Raw genomic sequence first — 17341 nt, forward strand, 5'->3', positions numbered from 1 at the left:
GCACCCATGACCATTTCCTCTTCGCTCAATGCCGGTGTGGCGGCGCTGAAAGCCAATGCCAACAGGTTGGCGACGATTTCCGACAACATCGCGAATTCTTCAACCTACGGGTATAAACGGGTCGAGACGGATTTTCATTCAATGGTCACGTCGGGCCAGGGTGGCAGCTATTCGGCAGGCGGCGTGCGGACGACAAGCCAGCGCATGATTGATCAACGCGGGCCCCTGGTCACGACCAGCAACTCAACCGATCTGGCGGTTCGCGGGCGCGGCATGTTGCCTGTGCGCCCCAGTTCGCAGATCGGGAATAATTCGAACGAGATGCTGCTGACAACAACCGGGTCATTCCGCACCAATGAAGAAGGGTATTTGGTTACCGAATCAGGCCTTGTTCTTCTGGGGTGGCCCGCGGCACCTGATGGCACTATTCCACCGGTTTCGCGCGACACACCCGCCGCGCTTGAACCCATTCAGCTCAGCGTGAACCAGCTGTCGGGTTCCCCAACCACGGAAATGAAACTGCGTATGAACCTTCCGGCCACGGCAACGGATGCGGGCGCGCCGGGCGACATTCAACCTTTGTCAGTTGAGTATTTCGACAATCTCGGCAAGTCTGAAAGCGTCGATATCCAGTTGATCCCGACTGTTCCCGCAACCGGCAGCAGCAACGAATGGACCATGGTCTTGCGTGACTCGGCCTCGGGTGGCGCGATCATCGGTGAATACACGCTGACATTCACCGACAACCGAACGGCAGGTGGCACTCTGGCCAGCGTCACAGCTGTTTCAGGCGGTGCTTATGATCCAGCAACGGGCAGTGTCATGGTCAACGTCGCCGGCGGACCGATGGAGGTAGATATTGGCCTGATCGGGGATGCAGACGGTATAACCCAATTGTCCGATACGTTCGCGCCCGTTTCGATCACACGAGATGGTTCTGCCGTTGGCACAATGACCAGCGTCCAGGTTGATGAGAACGGATATGTCTATGCATTGTACGACACCGGCGTCAGCCGCCGAATGTACCAGATTCCGCTGGCGGATGTCCCCAATCCCAACGGTTTGACCGCGCTGGACAGCCAGACCTACGCGCCTTCCCGTGAAAGCGGTACGTTCTTTCTTTGGAATGCGGGCGAAGGCCCGACCGGGGATCTTGTTTCTTTCGCGCGCGAGGAATCCACCACGGATGTAGCGACCGAGCTGACCTCATTGATTCAGACGCAACGTGCTTACTCCTCCAGCGCCACGGTGATCCAGACGGTGGACGAGATGTTGCAGGAAACGACAAACCTGAAACGTTAATCCAGCTCTGACCCAAAGAAAGGAGCGGCCTCATGAACATGTCGACAGCACTCAATAACGCATTGGGCGGGCTGACTGCGGCCAGTCGCGGGGCCGCTGTGGTGTCCGGAAACATCGCGAATGCGCTGACCCCCGGCTATGCGCGCCGATCCCTGGAGCTTGCAACAAGCCCTATATCCGGAAATGGCGTACGCACCGTTGGCGTGATCCGGCATCAGGATCCGGTTTTGACCGCCAACAGACGTTCGTCTGATGCCGAACTCGCCTTTCGGTCGGACGTTTCAGATTTTCACGCACGGTTCGAACTGCTGGTGGGGTCTCCTGATGACGGCCCTTCGCTGTCTACTCGTTTGTCCTCGTTGGAAAACGCCTTTATCACGGCGGCCAGTCTGCCTGACTCGATCGAACGGCTGGACCAGGTTGCGCGCTCGGCCCGCGATCTGACCAACGAGCTGAACGCGGCGTCCGAAGGCGTACGCCAGGCACGCTCGGATGCTGATCGAAAAATTGGCACTCAGATCGACACCCTGAATCAGACTCTGAAAGATATCGAAGAACTGAACGCCAAGATTCCCGCCATTCAAAACTCTGGTGGTGACATCGTTGCCCTGCTGGATCAGCGGCACGTCCTGATCGACCAGGTCAATACCCTGATCCCGGTCAATGTCGTGCCTCGCGCCAATGATCAGGTATCCCTGTACTCGGAGGGCGGGCTGATCCTGCTGGAAAGCACGGCCTTGGAGTTCACTTTTTCCACGACCGGCGAAACAAAGCCTCACATGACCGTGGCAAATGGTCTGTTGTCCGGTCTGGAGATGAACGGCAACCCGGTACGGACAAGCGGAGACAACGCTCAAATACGCGGCGGGGCACTGATGGCGCAGTTCACCATCCGCGACGACTTGGCAGTCGAGGCGCAGGTTCAGCTCGACACGGTTGCAAGGGACCTGATTGAACGATTTGAAACGCCCGGTTTGGATTCGTCGGCTATTGCGACAGATCCTGGTCTGTTCACCGACGACGGCAACCGATTTGATCCTGCATCTGTTGTCGGGCTTGCTTCACTGATTTCACTCAATTCAACCGTGGACCCTGACGATGGCGGGGACAGTTGGAAACTGCGCGCGGGTCTGGGTGCCGCAACTCCGGGTGACCCCGGGCAGGCTGCTCAATTGCGCGCGTTCGGGAACATATTGAACGACGCACGTCTGGTACCCGGCGGGCTGTTCGGCACGGGAAAAATGCGCGCTGCCGAGTTGACCGAGGCCCTGTTGTCGAAAGCGGGCGCACACGCCCATGCCGCAGATCAAAGCAAGACTTTTTCAATCAGCTTCCAGCAGCAAATGGCGCAGATCGAGGCCGCGCAGGGCGTAGATACCGATCAGGAACTGCAGCGGCTCATGCAGGTCGAACAGACATATGCCGCAAACGCTCGTGTCATCTCGGTTATTGACGAGCTTATGGAAACTCTTCTGAGGTTGTGACCATGAATATCACTTCTATCGGCGATTTGGCGCGAGGAATGACCTTGCGAACCCGCGCAACAGATATCAAAACCCAGATCGAAACCCTGTCTTATGAAATGTCCACCGGGCGGGTACAGGACGTGTCGGGGCGGCTTGGCGGGGATTATTCGCAAATTCTGGATCTCGACCGCAGCCTCGCCAGACTCGACGCCTTTGGCATCGCAACGTCCGAAGCGGCCCTGTTCACCGATACCATGCAACTGAGCCTGAAAACCTTCGGAGACTCGGTCGGAGACATGACCGTATCTTTGCTGGCGTACGGAAACGCCAATCAGCCCGTCAATCATGAACAAGCGTCCCAACAGGCGAAGAATGAACTGGACACGATGATCTCGGCACTGAACACGCGCGTAGGAGGGCGCAGCCTGTTTTCCGGTACCGCCACCGATGTGTCGCCCCTGCAATCTTCGAGCGATCTTTTGACGGCGCTGAAATCGCAGTTGACGGGGCTTGCCACGGTCGCTGATATCAGGCTGGCGGCAGAAAACTGGTTCAATGACCCAGCCGGTTTCGACGCCGTGATTTTTCAGGGGTCAAACAGCACCCTGTCTCCGATGCAGATTTCGGAAAATGAAAGCGTCACGCTGCCGATCACGGCAACGGACCCGGCGTTCAAGGTCGCACTCAGGGACGTCGCCGTTGCGGCACTGGCCACCGACAGCGCATTGGCACTTTCGCCCGATCAACGCACCGCTTTGTTCACGCAGTTAGGGGTCGATCTGGCCAACGCACAGGATGCCACCGTCAAGCTCAGGGCGAAAGTCGGTGCGGCCGAAGCCCGCATCGAAGAGGCGGCAACACGCAATTCGTCGGCCCGAACCAGCCTGGAATTCAGCCGAAACGAACTGATCGCGGCCGATCCTTATGAGACGGCAGCGAAACTGCAAACGGTGCAATTTCAGTTGGAAAGCCTGTATTCCGTAACCGTTCGCAATGCGAACCTGTCGCTGGTGAACTTTCTGAGATGAGGGCGCTGATTTTTCTCCTGCTTCTCCTTCCCGGCATGGCTTGGGCTGGGACAATCCGTCTCAAGGACCTCGTGAATTTTGACGGTGTGCGGGGCAACGATCTGGTGGGTTACGGCCTGGTGGTCGGCTTGAACGGAACCGGCGATGGGTTACGCAACGCGCCCTTCACCGAAGAAATCATGTCCAATATCCTCGAACGTCTTGGCGTCAACGTCACAGGTGAGGATTTTCGGCCCAAAAACGTTGCAGCGGTATTGGTCACGGCCAGCCTGCCGCCTTTTGCACGGGTGGGGGGGCAAATCGATGTAACGGTTTCAGCCATAGGCGATTCAAGCAGCCTGTTGGGTGGAACATTGATCATGACCCCGCTTAACGCAGCCGATGGCCAAATCTATGCGGTCGCGCAGGGCACAATCCTTGCAGGTGGCGTTTCGGCTGAAGGAGAGGCAGCCTCGGTCGTGCGTGGGGTGCCAACTTCGGGCGTGATCCCATCCGGTGCAAGGGTCGAGCGTGAAATTGACTTCGATTTGTCAACTCTCACTCAGATGCGCCTTGCACTCAGAGAGCCTGATTTCACCACAGCCGCGCGCATCGAAACCGCGATAAACACCGAGTTCAACAGAGCCGTGGCAATCATGCGGGATTCCGGCACGGTTGAGATCAACGTCGCGGCGACGCAGGCGCTTTCGACAGCCCACGCCATAGGGCGTATCGAAAACATTCTGGTCGAACCTGAATCGAAAGCGCGCGTTGTTGTCGATCAGCGCTCTGGCACCATTGTCATGGGGCAGGAGGTCCGAATTTCGCGTGTTGCAGTGTCTCAAGGCAACCTGACTCTGACGGTTCAGGAAGCACCGATTGCGGTGCAGCCCAACCCGTTCGCCAGAGGTGAAACAGTGGTCGTGCCACGTACAATCGCAGGGATCGAGGAAGAAGAGGGAACCGGCCTCGCCGAAATCCCCGAGGCCACCACGTTGTCCGAGGTTGTCGCAGGTCTGAACGCGCTTGGGGTCTCGCCTCAGGACATGATCGACATTCTGAAAACGATCAAGGCAGCAGGCGCGCTGCATGCGGAATTCATCGTCAGGTGAAGGGCACCGCCAGCTGGATGGGCGCGCTGCTGGCACGCCCACCAAAGCTTGTATCTATTTCGATTTCCAGCTGTCCAGCCAGCGCCGAAATCTGTTATGTCGCTCTTCTATGGCGTCACCCGCCGCATATAGGCCGTCTTCCACGTTTTCGATCATCGGATCAATCCGTGCTTGCCGGAACCTGCGCCAACGCACCCATATCGCCCAGACGAACGCCGCAAAGATCGTCAGGAAGATGATATTGAACCAGGGAATGATCCGAACATCCGGCCCTTCAACGTCTTTGATGAAAATGGCGTTGGGAAAGATCGACATGAATTCGTTGCGCCACCCGTAGTGGGTTACGACCACCCATTTCGGGTTTTCCTTAGTGGATTTCGCATCATTGGCCTCGGTATACAGGTTCGCCGTGTCGAACTTGAAATACGGGGGCCATCCCCAGCCGGTATCCTCATTTCGGTACACGATGGGTTTTCCGTTGGCCCGCACCGCCTGAATGAACTGCACATCCCGGTTGGACAGGCTGGTGGATTGATCTTCCGGCTCTGACCAGAAGATCCGGGTCCAGTCGTTCAGATCCTGCCGTTCTTCATAGGTGTTGACGATGCGCACAATGTCATGCTGGGGCAGAGAATATTGCAGGATCACGGCAATCGTACCCCAGAAAATGATAATGAACGCCCATTTCACATAGGCCATGCCTAAACCCTCACATGTAATTCACGATGTAGATCAGCGCGCCAATCGCCACCCACGGCACGATATAGACACCCAGGATCAGTTTACGCCGAAACGAGTTGTCATACACATGCAATCCGCGTTCGACAAAGGCTTCTTTGTTGCCCGTCTTGCCCTTTTCGTCCCACCAGTTCTCCAGTTTGCGCCGGCGTATGCCGCGCGAGTAAAAAGACAGCCCGACATAGGCTATCGTCTGGATCACCAGCAAGATCAGCAAAAGGCGCAATAATCCAATCATTTCAACCTTTCCTCACCGAACCCCACGGACCGACCCGGGCAATTATGTCATCGCTGACGCGATCGTCGCCGCTCATATCCGGCTCATGTCCGAACAGGGCGGCGCGTGCGCCTTGCTTGTCCACCTGATATTCGCGCGCAAGGAAGTCGGCCACATAGGCCTTCTTGCTCTCGGGCCAGCCCGAATATGTTCGGTAGAACAATTCTTTGTGGCAGATGAACATCTGGCGCGGGTCCAGCGGGGCCAATTCGGACAACAGCATGTTCACCAGATCGCGGTTCGGCGTATCGGCGGCGCGAAGCGTGTAGAAATAGGCCGGGTGGTCCGAGGTGATGCGCGGCCACGGACCCCCGTCACTTGCCCAGCGCAGCAGTTGCGCAAGCCCGTGATAGGCCTGCGGCAGACGATCCGCGTGGTTCCGCGCCAACCGCCGCATGTCGCTGCGATCCAGCCCGGTCAGGTTGACATCGGCATCCGCCGCCGCATCGACGGTCAGGAAATCCATCTTCTGTTGCAGGATCGCGGCCGCATCCACGCCGCGCGCCTTGACGATGGGCTCAACCAGATCGTTGTAGTCCAGAAACTTGGCAATCTGGTTCCGCTGTGACGGGTCAAACGTGTACTTGATCGGCAGGTCGTCAGGCTTTTCACCCATGCAAATCGCGGCCGGGTGATCAACGTCGGGAAAAAGATAAAGCCCACCGAAATGTGCCGTCCAGAAATTTCGCTGCTCAAAATCCGTATGACGCAGGCGCACCGGGTTTCGGGTGACGTCTCCGGTTTCCTTGGCGGTTTCGATCATCCTGGCGATCAGCACATCATCGAACCAGGCGTCCTCTTCGGTTTTGAACCGTTCGACCATGCCCGCCAGTTGCTGCGCCTTGCGCAGGGTGCCGCCTGTTGTGTCGGCCTCGATTTCGATCTTTTTGATATTGAGCAAATCGCCCGGCGTGGTGAGTTTGATGACCGAGTTCACAAGCTCTCCGGCCACCGCATCGGTGGCGGTCAGGGCGAACAGCTGCGCCTCGTTCATCTCGATGAATTCACGCAGGATATCGCGCGAGGTCGAGAGTTTGACGTTCAGCAAAGGCGCGCGTTTCTGCTCGGTTGTCAGCAGGATGAACTGCCGGTTGACCCCGTTGGGGTTGAGGTAGAGCGGGTCGTCCAGCTCAATCCCCACCTCCGGCGAATAACCCGAGATATCGACATGGAAATCCGTCAGCGCCGTGGTCTTGCCCGCCAGATGCTGCAACGCGCGACTATACCGCTCGACCAGAGCCGGGCTGGAGATGTGGACGAGATTGCCGAACATCAGGCCTTTTTCGATGAGGCGGATCATGAGGCTCCAGCCAGATGGGTTTCAAACTTTAAAACGAGCAACTTTATCCATGACATAGCGTTTTCAATTGCCCAGGATGTCTGATCCGGTGAAAGCTGCGGCATAGGTTCACTTCCTGGGCCGTGTCCAAGTTGGTTGCGCACCTTAGTAAAGTAAGCCTTTATCAATTCCTTTTCCCAATCGACCAAGAAAACAACTGATTTCTTCGAGAGATTGTCGATGTAGTTATGCGCACCCTTCTCACCACCATGTGTGAGGCCGAGCTTGTCGGATATAATTTTAATCGTGCTTTCGAGCGCTTTTGCCGCAAATAGTGCAGGGTCTTTGCCGCCGTTATCTCGTTGGTCCACCGCTTCCTTCATATCGAGGTCGACGTTTTGCCAAATAGGTTCAGACACAAGGCTCCAAAAGGGTTGCTCGATCTCATTTGAAACCAGAAGATCAGCTTCTATTTGGAAAAAACCATTGTGGTAGTTGAGGGGAAACCTAGCCGAACGGAATCTTTCGTTGATTTCAGAAGCCGCAGTTTCATATTCGTTGATAGTGTTTTGATATGACTTGGCCAGCAAAGAAGCAGAATTACTCGCTGATTCTAGATACTTTCTACAAGAATCTGCTCTGTTGTATTTGATACGTAAACCTACTTCGATAAGGCTAAGCCTTTCTTTTAGAAACTCATCAATGTCGGCAGTCTGGAGCTCTTGCTTGTTGTACCAACTCCGGCAAATTTCGATGTAGGCTCTCTGCTTATGCTCTTTTCGCCTGTACTCTCCTAGCCCGACGTAAGTTTCGTACCAAGCGTCAGACAACCAACGAACACCGAGTTCATTTGCCAGTCTTTTGTGTACCTCTTCCCAAAACTTGTTACTGGCTTTTCGAGTATCGCCTTCTTCACCCCAATATGGGTGGAATTCTTCGAGGACAGTAAAACACTGGTGAAGAGCTCGTTTTTCTCGTCTAAGAAAACTCCTAAACAGCGGTGTTTCCTCGTACCTGATAAAAAATACATCGGTTAGCACAGGTTTCTATTTCCCCTCCAGATACCGCCGCTTGGCCTCTTCCATCCGGCCCATCTCGCGGACGGCGTTTTCTATGGCGACCTCGTCGCTCTTGTCGGCATAGCGGAACTCGCTGTCGGCGTAGCGGTTGATCTCCTGGATCACCATCTCGACGGTGATCGGCTGGCGCAGCTCCTCGATCATCGCCTTCTTGGTGTCGTAGTCGCGGAACAGGAACAGGTCGGGGTTTTCCATCCATTCGTCGGGCAGTTCGAAATCCATCGCGCGGACCTTGACCGCGTCGGTGATGTTCTTGATCGCGCGGCCGGTGAAACGCTCATCCGCCTGTTGGATCGCCTTGAGATAGGTGCCCAGCTTGGCGATCGTGTCCATCTGGCCGATGTCACCGGATACCCGGTCATAGACCTGCATCAAGGCGTCCTCATGCGGACGGGCGTGGCTTTCGAAACTGGCTGCGACGGCCTTCTTGATTTCCTGCGCGGCATAGGCGTCGTGCTCGCCCAGCGGGATGTCGTGGTTGCGGCCCATCAGCAGGTGCAGAATGTCAATGTAATCCTCACGCGTTTGCGGGCCGTCCACCAGAAACCGTGCTCCGGCACGCTGGCGCAGGGCGTCGTCCACATTCTCGGGGTAGTTCGAGAACATGCCAAAGGTGCAGTTGCCGCGCACCACGGTGTTGGCGCCGGCAAAGCTCTCCATCAGCACGGCGGTGATTTCCAGCTGGCCCGCGCTGGACTGCCGGTCGCCGCGTTTGCCCGCCAGTTGGTCGATATCGTCGATGGTGCCAAAGCCGATGACCGAGGGGTCGATGATCGTGTTGATGAACGCCTTGGCATTCTGGCCGGATTTGCCCTGATAGCTGTCGATATTGTCGGTGCTCAGGTTCTGATAGCGGAACGGATAGTCTGCATTCTGGCAATAATCATTGATCAGCCCGGCCATCATCTGGATCAGAGTGGTCTTGCCGGTGCCCGGTTTGCCGTCGCCCATGAAGGTAAAGATAAACCCGCCAAGCTCCGCGAACGGGTTCAGGCGGCGGTCGAAGTCATAGGCCATCAGCATCTTGGCTAGCTTCAACGCCTGATATTTGGCGATATGGTTGCCGACCACCTCGTTCGGTTTCTTGAACGTCATGGTCAGGGTGGTGGATTTCGCCTTGGAGGCCGGTTCGAACCCCCGGATGGTCAGGTCGTCAGCCTCGATATGCCAGGCGGCGTTCTGGAACGGGGCCAGTTGGCCTGCGGACTGGGCGCGCAGGGCGGCCTTGTCCATCAACTGCTCGGCATAGGCACTGGTGGCTGCGATCAGGTGGGCATCGTCGGGGGCGTGTTTGGCAAGGGTCTGGTCCAGCTCCCACAATGCACCGTGCAGGGCGAGATGGCCATTGTCGGTCAGAACCTCTTCGACCTCACCAATATCGACGGTGGTTTCGCCCAGATGTGAGGACATCAGGTAAGCCAACGCATTGCCGAAGGTGTGCGAAGTAATCAGAGCCTCGGCTGTCAGCAGTTCTGAGAACTCGGACTTGCGCGCGGCGGGCAAATCCCCGGCGAGGTTCACGCGTTTCAGGTCGGCCAGCGGGGTCTGGTCCGCATAGGCCTCGGCCACGGCCAAAGCGATGGCAATGGCGCGTCGGATCGCCTGCTGCGTGGTTGCCTGCGGCGGAGAGACCAGCGTATCGCCATCGTCCGAGGCCTCAATCCGTTCGACCAGATGCACCCCGTCGGCGCGCGCAACGCGGCGCGCCACCAGCCCCGGTGTCGTGGACCGAAACCGCCGTCCGGTCGACACGCCCGGAGAGCGCTCGACGGTGGTTTCAACAGCCTTTGCAATCCGCGGTGCGTGCTCGAAACCATTCAGCAAAGCAGTCGCTGCCGGATAATGTTTGCGAATGTCGTCTTCGCGCAATTCCATTTGATCTGACGTCAAACTCATCTTCTTCCTCGCAATGCCGGGCTGAAGCCCGGCCTACTTGAATTCTGTAGGGCGGGCTTCAGCCCGCCACTGGTCTCAATACCTCAGCACCTGTCCGGCCTTGCTGACCACGAACTTGCGCACGTCGGCAAATCCCGGAGGATTACGCTCGGCCAGCACCTGGAACGGGCGCTGAGGCAGAATGATGGACCGTTGTGTGCGTGTGGCCCCGGTCTCGGCCCCCTGACCACCGAACGGGTCCAAGGCAAAAACCTCACGCTCGACGGTCGAGAACCACCCGGCGCGTTCCTCGATCACCTCTTCGCTTTCCAGTTCCTCGGTGGTCCAGGCCAAAGCCCAGTCTTGCCCTTCGGGCGCCTGCGCGTCCTCGAGCACTTGCCGCAGGGGGCCGGATTGCTCGGTATAGGCCGAGGAATACATCGGCCCTACATGAATGCGGCGCATGTGTTTGGGGTGCAAGTCATCGAAATCCTGATCGAAGCCTTTAGCGATGGTCACCAGTTTCAGACCACCCAGCGATTGCGCCATCAGATGCGCCTGAACCTCGGGCCAGCGGCGCTGGTCTTTGGGCAGGGCCGTTTTGCCGCTGTCCTCCAACTGCATCAGGTAGATGACCGGCAGGTTGATCTGGCTGTCATAGACCGCCCAATGGATCATGAATTTGCGTCGTTCGCCTTCGTTTCCGATCCAGTGACATTCGGGATCGTTGCGGGCCCAGAACAGCTCCCCCTTCAATAATTCCTCGTAATAGAGCCTTTGTGACAGCGCGAATTGCAGCTTGGTGGGAATTTCCCGGTCGCCAATGATCGTGCGCACCATGTCGGTTTTCAGGTCATCTTCCGAGGGCATATTCGCCAGATGAACCTGCGCCTGTTGCGCGTCATTGGCCATGGTCAGCAGCTCGGCTGCGACCGGAAACCCGCTGTCGCGTTTGTCCATGGCGAGGCTGCCAAAGAACCGCCCCGTATCGCGCCCAACCAGCAGGTATTTCATGGATAGCGCGCGGAAGGTATAGAGCAACCCCGAAAGGTAACGCGACACGATCCGCACCTCTTGCTTGCTGATTGCGCCCTCGGCCTCCATCGTTGCGGCCACGCGCAGGAGGTGAACGGTGATCACCTCGAATTTGCGGAAATACCGGCGCGAGGCGTAGGTGTCGGTCAGGCCGACATGGTCTTGGGTGGGGTTAGTCAACGGTTTCGTTCCACAATCGGTAGGCAGAATGAGCCAGGCTAGCGACCACGAGGCAAATGGCCATCCATCCAAACGGCCCTCCCAGAACCGCGTACATCACAGAGAATAAGAGCCAGAAAACGCCGAGAACGACCCACCAAAACCAGTTCTCTGGAGCCACTAAAAAAGTTAGCAATTCCAGAAGTTCCAAGATCAACCCCCATACAAATTCTTATCATGCTTCTCGACAATCGAGGCAAACCGGCGGGCAAAACGCTCATCCGCCTTCGCCTTTTTCTCCAACACGTCGCGGGCAAAGACCATGTGGTCCTCGTGTGCCTCAAGCATGTCGGCCATTTTCTGGTTGGTCGCGGTGCCGATGGCGGCCATGGCGGTTTGCGCCTCTTGGTCGGTCTGCACGCCGATCTCGTTGATGCGGTGGGCCACGTCCTGCTGCTGCGCGGTTTTCAACGATTTGGTCAGGGCATCGTACAGCACCACGCGCTGTTGCGTGTCTGTTTGCAGCTTGTTGATCAGCACCATCTGCGTCGCCGCCTGGTTTTGCAGCGAATCGACCCAGGTCTTGCCCTTTTCGATGTAACGCTCCAGCGTTTGGCTTTTGGCCAGCTTGACCTGCTCTTCCTGAACCTTGGCGTTGTATTGTTTGTTCAACTCGGCAAGTTCGGTTTCCAACTGGGTGCGCGCGGCGGCGTCCTGTTCGACGCTGATCTTGTTTTCCAGCGTGATGATCGTCGGATCCATACCCTGAATCTCGGCGCGCAGCGCCTCGAGTTCCGCCACAGTCGCCTCGCGATCGTCCAGCGTGACGGTCAGGTTGTCCTCGACCTTGACGCGCTGTTCCTCCAGCACGGCCAACTGCCCTTGCAGCAGTTTGACGATCACGTCGGATTTGGCGATCAGGTCTTGCAGCTTGTCATCGATATTGGCGGTGCGCATCCGCTCCTGCCGCATCGACTCGGATTTACCTTTCGAGAAGATGCCGACAAACGACTCCCACCCGGTTTTCGAGCGCATCTCGTCAAAATCCTTGGAAAACGCGCTGGTGACGTCGTCCAGCCCCATGATCAGTTCGGCGATATTGGCGTTCATCACCTCGGTATGGGCGTGCACATCCTCGAGCGTGGCGTTTTCGATGTCGATATCGGCCTCGGCAGTGCCGATCTTGGCGCGGGCCGCTTCAATGCGCGAGGTCAGCCCTTCGATCTGAGACTGGCTTTCGCGCACTTTGGCTTGAGTCTCTTCTATCAACGCTTCGAATTGCTGGTTCGACATCGCTTCTATCCCTTTTTTCTTCTATTACCCAATAAGATAGGGAATGTTACACTGATTTACATCCCCTGGGTCTCAAAATTCACCCAGACTTTGGCAAACTCCTTGGCAAAAAGAAAGGCGAGACCGGCCAATGAAACGCGCAGATTTCGGGTGACTCAATTAAATTAACTTGTTAAGTATTTTTTGATCAAATCTGGATTGATTCCACATCCAGAGTGGCCATAGACAATTGAGGCATCACCTGATTGGGTGCGCGCAACCCAATTCACGCCGGAGGCTTATCATGCTGGACGCAACGACCGATCTGAAGTCAATCCTGAAGAACCCCGAATTGCTTGTAACCAAAGCCTATATCGGCGGTCAGTGGGTGGACGGTGACAATGGCACGTTCAAAGTCACAAACCCCGCTCGGGGCGATGTGGTCGCCGAAGTGGCAGACGTCAGCCGCGCTCAGGTCGCCGGAGCAATCGCACAGGCCGAAGCCGCGCAGAAGGAATGGGCCAAACTGACCGGCAAGGAACGTGCAGCCATCCTGCGGCGCTGGTTCGATCTGATGATGGAAAACGCCGAGGATCTGGGCAAGATCCTGACCGCTGAACAGGGCAAACCCCTGGCCGAAGCCATCGGCGAGATCGGCTATGGCGCGTCTTTCATCGAGTTCTTCGGTGAAGAGGCCAAGCGCGTCTATGGCGAGACCATTCCCGGCCATCAGCGCGACAAGCGGATCATGGTGATGAAGCAGCCGATCGGCGTTGCGGCCTCGATCACGCCCTGGAACTTCCCCAACGCGATGATCACCCGCAAGGCAGGCCCGGCTTTGGCCGCTGGCTGCGCCTTTGTGGCGCGCCCGGCCACCGAAACGCCCCTGTCAGCGCTGGTACTGGCGCTGCTGGCGGAACAGGCCGGCGTACCCGCGGGCGTGTTCAACGTGGTGCCCTCGTTACAAGCCAGCGAGATCGGCAAGGAGTTCTGCAAAAACCCCGGCGTGCGCAAGCTGACCTTTACCGGATCGACCGAAGTGGGCCGCATCCTGCTGCGCCAAGCGGCCGATCAGGTCATGAAGTGCTCGATGGAGCTGGGCGGCAACGCGCCGTTCATCGTGTTCGACGACGCCGATCTGGATGCCGCCGTCGAAGGCGCGATGCTGTGCAAGTTCCGCAACAACGGCCAGACCTGCGTCTGCGCGAACCGTATCTATGTGCAGGCCGGCGTCTATGACGCATTCGCGGCCAAACTGAAAACGGCAGTAGAGGCACTCAAGATCGGCGACGGCTTGACCGAAGGCACCACCACCGGCCCGCTGATCAATGCCGACGCGGTCGCCAAGGTCGAAGAACATATCAAGGACGTGACCGACAAGGGCGGCGCGGTTCTGACTGGTGGTCTGCCTCATGATCTGGGCGGCACGTTCTTCCAGCCAACCATCGTGACCGGCGTGACGCAGGACATGCTGGTGGCGCAGGACGAAACCTTTGGCCCGCTGGCCCCGCTGTTCAAATTCGAGGACGAAGACGACGTGATCGCCATGGCCAATGACACGATTTTTGGTCTGGCCTCGTATTTCTATGCCAAGGACCTGAGCCGCGTCTACAAGGTGGCCGAAGCCTTGGAATACGGTATCGTCGGCGTGAACACCGGCATCATCTCGACCGAGCTGGGCCCGTTCGGCGGCGTCAAGCAATCCGGTCTGGGCCGCGAAGGCAGCCATCACGGCATGGAAGACTATCTGGAGATGAAATACGTCTGCATGTCGGTCTGATCCAATACGGTCTCTGTCCCATTGCGGCGGGCAGAGACCCCGCATCCGGAAACGCGATCGCGTCGTTGTAAAAACAAGTGTATAGCGGCGGCCCAGTCGACGGTGACACGGCTAGTCTGCGGATTTGTCCCGGATTTGTTCGATTGCGCGGGCCGCGAACTTTCCCTGCAACGAACCGTCCACCATCGCTTCCAGCGCGGGCAATGCAGACGACGCCGCGCCACCTATTTTCCCCAATGCAATTGCTGCCTCTTTCCGGACAAACACCGACGGGCTTTCAAGAAGCGCGATCAATTCCGGCACCGCTGGCTCTGCCTCGGGACCAAACAGGGCCAGTGATTGGGCTGCCGTCCTCTGATCTTTGGCATCCCCCCGTGACAGATCTGCCCTCAGACTTGCTATGGTTTTTTCCGGAGGCAACGCCGCCAGACGAAGCCCATCGTTCAGCCGGGCGTTCAGATGCTGGTTTTCTCCGACCCAGTGGATGATAAAAAGGTAATTCTGAACAGCGTCCTGTATGACACCGGCATGCTTGCCCTTTTGCCATCGGTCGATGATGGCCCTGCCCGCACGGCGATCTCCATTCAGGGCCAGAACCGAGGCTGCAAATGGCATCAGCTCGGTTGCCTGAGGGTTTCTGTTCAACTCTTTCTCGATCACATCTGCTGCGCCCGTCAGGTCATTCAATGCGTACAGAGCCGCCGCTTCAAACAGCGCGTAGTGGCTGGGATAATTGGGATCCAGCCGGGTCGCGGCCTGCACAAAGGCCAATCCTTCCTCGGGCTCACCCGCTGCAATCAAGGCCCATCCCATCGTCAGATGCGCCTCGGGGTCACTGGGTTGCAGCGCAATGGCTTTCGCTGCTTCTCGTCTGGCGTCTTCCGTCCCCCGGCCTACCCCTTCGGCACTGTTCCAATCCGGAAGACTGAGACTGACAATAGCCCGGATAACGTGCACCAGGGCGGTGTCCTGCTCTATCACTTCCCGGTAATACTTGAAAAACAGGCCAATGTGCATTTGCGCGCCTGACCCTGCGAACCCATTCCAATGATGAAAGATGTGCGGTCGCAAATGCGCCAGGGCAAGCGTCGCCCAGGCACGCCCATAATCCGGGTCCAGTTCCACGGCCTTTTCAAAATGGGGAATTGCCGCAAGGTTGTCCTGTTCGTTGAACTGCGAATACAGCTCCCACCCGCGTTGGAAGGCTTCGCGTGCTGCAATGGTCTGGGTTTCCACGCTTTCGATGGCCTGCCGGCTTTGAGGGTCGAGTGGAAGATCCAGCTCCTGAGCAATTGCGAGAACAATGGTTTTCTGCACTTCAAAGATGTCATCAATCGCGCCATCGAGTCTTTCGGCCCAGATCAATCGCCCGCTCAATGTGTCGGTCAGGCGAATATTGATCCGGAAATCTTCATCCGCACGTCGCACGCTGCCGTCAACGACGTATCGAACCCCCAGCTCTTCGGCAAAACGTGCGATATCTATGTTTCTGCCGCGGTATGCGAAGGATGAGTTGCCCGCGATGACGAACAAACCGGATATTCGGGACAGGTCCGTGATCAAATCCTCAGAGATACCGTTGATCAGCATGTCCTTGGACGCGTCATCGGTGTAATTCGCAATCGGCAACACTGCGATGGAAGGTAGATTCGGCAAGGGATAAACCATCTGCGCCTCTGAGGCACGCAATTGGCCGGTCTTCCACGGTTTCGTCAGAAAAAGCCCAACGGCCGCCAACATGACCAATAGAGCCGACAATGGCAGCCAGCGGGATTTCCTCTTCGTGCGGCTTTTTCGCGGGGAAGGCAAAGTTTCCGCTTCCACGCGAAAAGCCTGAACCGGGTCTGCGATGTTCTTGACGTTCTGTGGCCCGATCGGAGCAAAACCATAGGGCACTTTGTTGCGCGCATAATCGACGATGGATTGTGAAACAATGATACCACCGGGATCTGCCAGTGCCTCAAGCCGCGCGGCAACGTTCACCCCGTCGCCAAGGATGTCACCCCCGTTCGAAACCACATCGCCGACATTCAGGCCGATCCGAAACGTGATGACACTATCTTGATCGGTGCCCGCGTTTCTCTTTGCAAGGTCGGCCTGAATTTCCACGGCAGCGTGAACCGCATCGACGGCGCTGCGAAATTCGATCACAAAGCTGTCTCCCGCAGTGTTCGCGATGCGCCCTGAATGCCGGGAGATCGCCGGCTCTATGACTTCGCTGCGGATCAGGCGAAGCCTTGCGATGGTACCTTCTTCGTCCAGACCAACCAATCTTGAGTAGCCGGCGATGTCGGCTGCCAGGATAGCTGCTAGTCGACGTTTTGGTCGGCTTTCCATAATACCGAAGACTATCAGGCGGATAATTTGCTGGGAACCAGTTTTCGCACACGCCCAAAACACAACGCCCCGCGTCTGGAGGAACGCGGGGCGTGTGTTGCGGCAGTCCGGGAGGAGTGAACTGCCGCGGGATATTCAGAAGCCTCAGTTCACGGCTTTGGCGTCCACCACATCCTTCTCGATGGCTTTGGCCGAGGTGATCTCGATCCGGCGCGGTTTCAGGGCCTCTGGAACCTCGCGCTTCAGTTCGATGTTCAGCATGCCGTTTTCATGGCTCGCACCGGTGACGCGGACATGATCCGCCAGGGCAAACCGACGCTCGAACGCGCGGGTGGCGATGCCACGGTGCAAATAGGTGCGCTCTTTGTCTTCGGCGGCTTTTTTACCTGCCACGACAAGCGAATTCTCTTTCACTTCCACGGTCAGGTCGTTTTCCGAAAAACCGGCAACGGCCACCGAAATCCGGTAGGTGTCGACATCGGTTTTTTCGATGTTGTAGGGTGGATAGCTGGGCTGGGCCCCGTCGTTGGTCAGAACGCGATCCATCATGTCGGCGATCTGGTCAAAGCCAATGGTGGCGCGGTGCAGCGGTGCAAAATCAAACGTACGCATGTGTCATATCC

At 57.3% G+C, this 17341-nt stretch carries 14 protein-coding genes; 5 read left to right on the forward strand and 9 right to left on the reverse strand.

Features of this window, described 5'->3' with window-relative positions; genetic code table 11:
- Window positions 1-6 precede the first annotated feature (6 nt).
- From GS612_RS17155 to GS612_RS17170, 4 genes are read left to right on the forward strand one after another with little or no spacing between them, the layout of a single operon-like run.
- Window positions 7-1302: a flagellar hook protein FlgE gene (locus GS612_RS17155; protein ID WP_171641977.1), complete on the forward strand. Its 1296-nt coding sequence runs from the start codon at window positions 7-9 to the stop codon at window positions 1300-1302.
- Window positions 1303-1334: 32 nt separating this feature from the next.
- Window positions 1335-2786, forward strand: coding sequence for a flagellar hook-associated protein FlgK (flgK, locus tag GS612_RS17160; RefSeq protein WP_171641978.1), 1452 nt, complete (start codon window positions 1335-1337; stop codon window positions 2784-2786).
- Between the two features lie 2 nt (window positions 2787-2788).
- On the forward strand, window positions 2789-3796 hold the full coding sequence (locus GS612_RS17165) for a flagellin (protein WP_171641980.1): 1008 nt from the start codon (window positions 2789-2791) through the stop codon (window positions 3794-3796).
- Complete coding sequence (locus GS612_RS17170) at window positions 3793-4887, forward strand: flagellar basal body P-ring protein FlgI (RefSeq protein ID WP_171641982.1); 1095 nt, start codon at window positions 3793-3795, stop codon at window positions 4885-4887. Before GS612_RS17165 ends, GS612_RS17170 begins: the two co-directional genes overlap by 4 nt.
- A gap of 54 nt (window positions 4888-4941) precedes the next feature.
- On the opposite strand, the gene GS612_RS17175 is transcribed toward GS612_RS17170, so the two are convergent.
- The 7 genes from GS612_RS17175 to GS612_RS17205 all read right to left on the reverse strand — a co-directional run bounded on the left by GS612_RS17175 (window position 4942) and on the right by GS612_RS17205 (window position 12622).
- Window positions 4942-5586, reverse strand: a complete 645-nt coding sequence (locus GS612_RS17175; protein ID WP_152459741.1) for a DUF1523 family protein — start codon at window positions 5584-5586, stop codon at window positions 4942-4944.
- Window positions 5587-5596: 10 nt separating this feature from the next.
- Window positions 5597-5863, reverse strand: coding sequence for a hypothetical protein (locus GS612_RS17180; RefSeq protein ID WP_171120117.1), 267 nt, complete (start codon window positions 5861-5863; stop codon window positions 5597-5599).
- 1 nt (window position 5864) lies between these two features.
- Window positions 5865-7202 carry a DUF6638 family protein gene (locus tag GS612_RS17185; protein ID WP_171641984.1) on the reverse strand — a complete coding sequence of 446 codons (1338 nt, stop codon included), beginning with the start codon at window positions 7200-7202 and terminating at the stop codon, window positions 5865-5867.
- Window positions 7199-8221, reverse strand: a complete 1023-nt coding sequence (locus GS612_RS17190) for an AbiJ-NTD4 domain-containing protein (RefSeq protein ID WP_171641986.1) — start codon at window positions 8219-8221, stop codon at window positions 7199-7201. The genes GS612_RS17185 and GS612_RS17190 overlap by 4 nt, the downstream gene beginning before the upstream one ends.
- Before the next feature lie 6 nt (window positions 8222-8227).
- A complete protein-coding gene (locus tag GS612_RS17195; RefSeq protein WP_171641989.1) occupies window positions 8228-10156 on the reverse strand; it encodes an ATP-binding protein in 1929 nt (642 codons plus the stop codon).
- 75 nt (window positions 10157-10231) lie between these two features.
- Window positions 10232-11350, reverse strand: coding sequence for a hypothetical protein (locus GS612_RS17200; RefSeq protein WP_171641991.1), 1119 nt, complete (start codon window positions 11348-11350; stop codon window positions 10232-10234).
- A 192-nt stretch (window positions 11351-11542) separates the two neighbouring features.
- Entirely contained in the window at window positions 11543-12622 is a 1080-nt protein-coding gene (locus GS612_RS17205) for a hypothetical protein (protein ID WP_171230262.1), read from the reverse strand.
- Window positions 12623-12905: 283 nt separating this feature from the next.
- Between GS612_RS17205 and GS612_RS17210 the strand changes: the two genes are divergently transcribed.
- Entirely contained in the window at window positions 12906-14381 is a 1476-nt protein-coding gene (locus GS612_RS17210; protein ID WP_171641993.1) for an NAD-dependent succinate-semialdehyde dehydrogenase, read from the forward strand.
- Between the two features lie 111 nt (window positions 14382-14492).
- On the opposite strand, the gene GS612_RS17215 is transcribed toward GS612_RS17210, so the two are convergent.
- Both GS612_RS17215 and GS612_RS17220 read right to left on the reverse strand, forming a co-directional pair.
- Window positions 14493-16718 (reverse strand): tetratricopeptide repeat protein, encoded by a 2226-nt coding sequence (locus GS612_RS17215; protein WP_171641994.1) that lies wholly within the window; start codon window positions 16716-16718, stop codon window positions 14493-14495.
- A 144-nt stretch (window positions 16719-16862) separates the two neighbouring features.
- Window positions 16863-17330, reverse strand: coding sequence for an Hsp20 family protein (locus GS612_RS17220; RefSeq protein ID WP_152459732.1), 468 nt, complete (start codon window positions 17328-17330; stop codon window positions 16863-16865).
- Window positions 17331-17341: the final 11 nt, after the last annotated feature.

The organism is Ruegeria sp. HKCCD6157 (assembly GCF_013110685.1).
Lineage (GTDB): Bacteria > Pseudomonadota > Alphaproteobacteria > Rhodobacterales > Rhodobacteraceae > Ruegeria.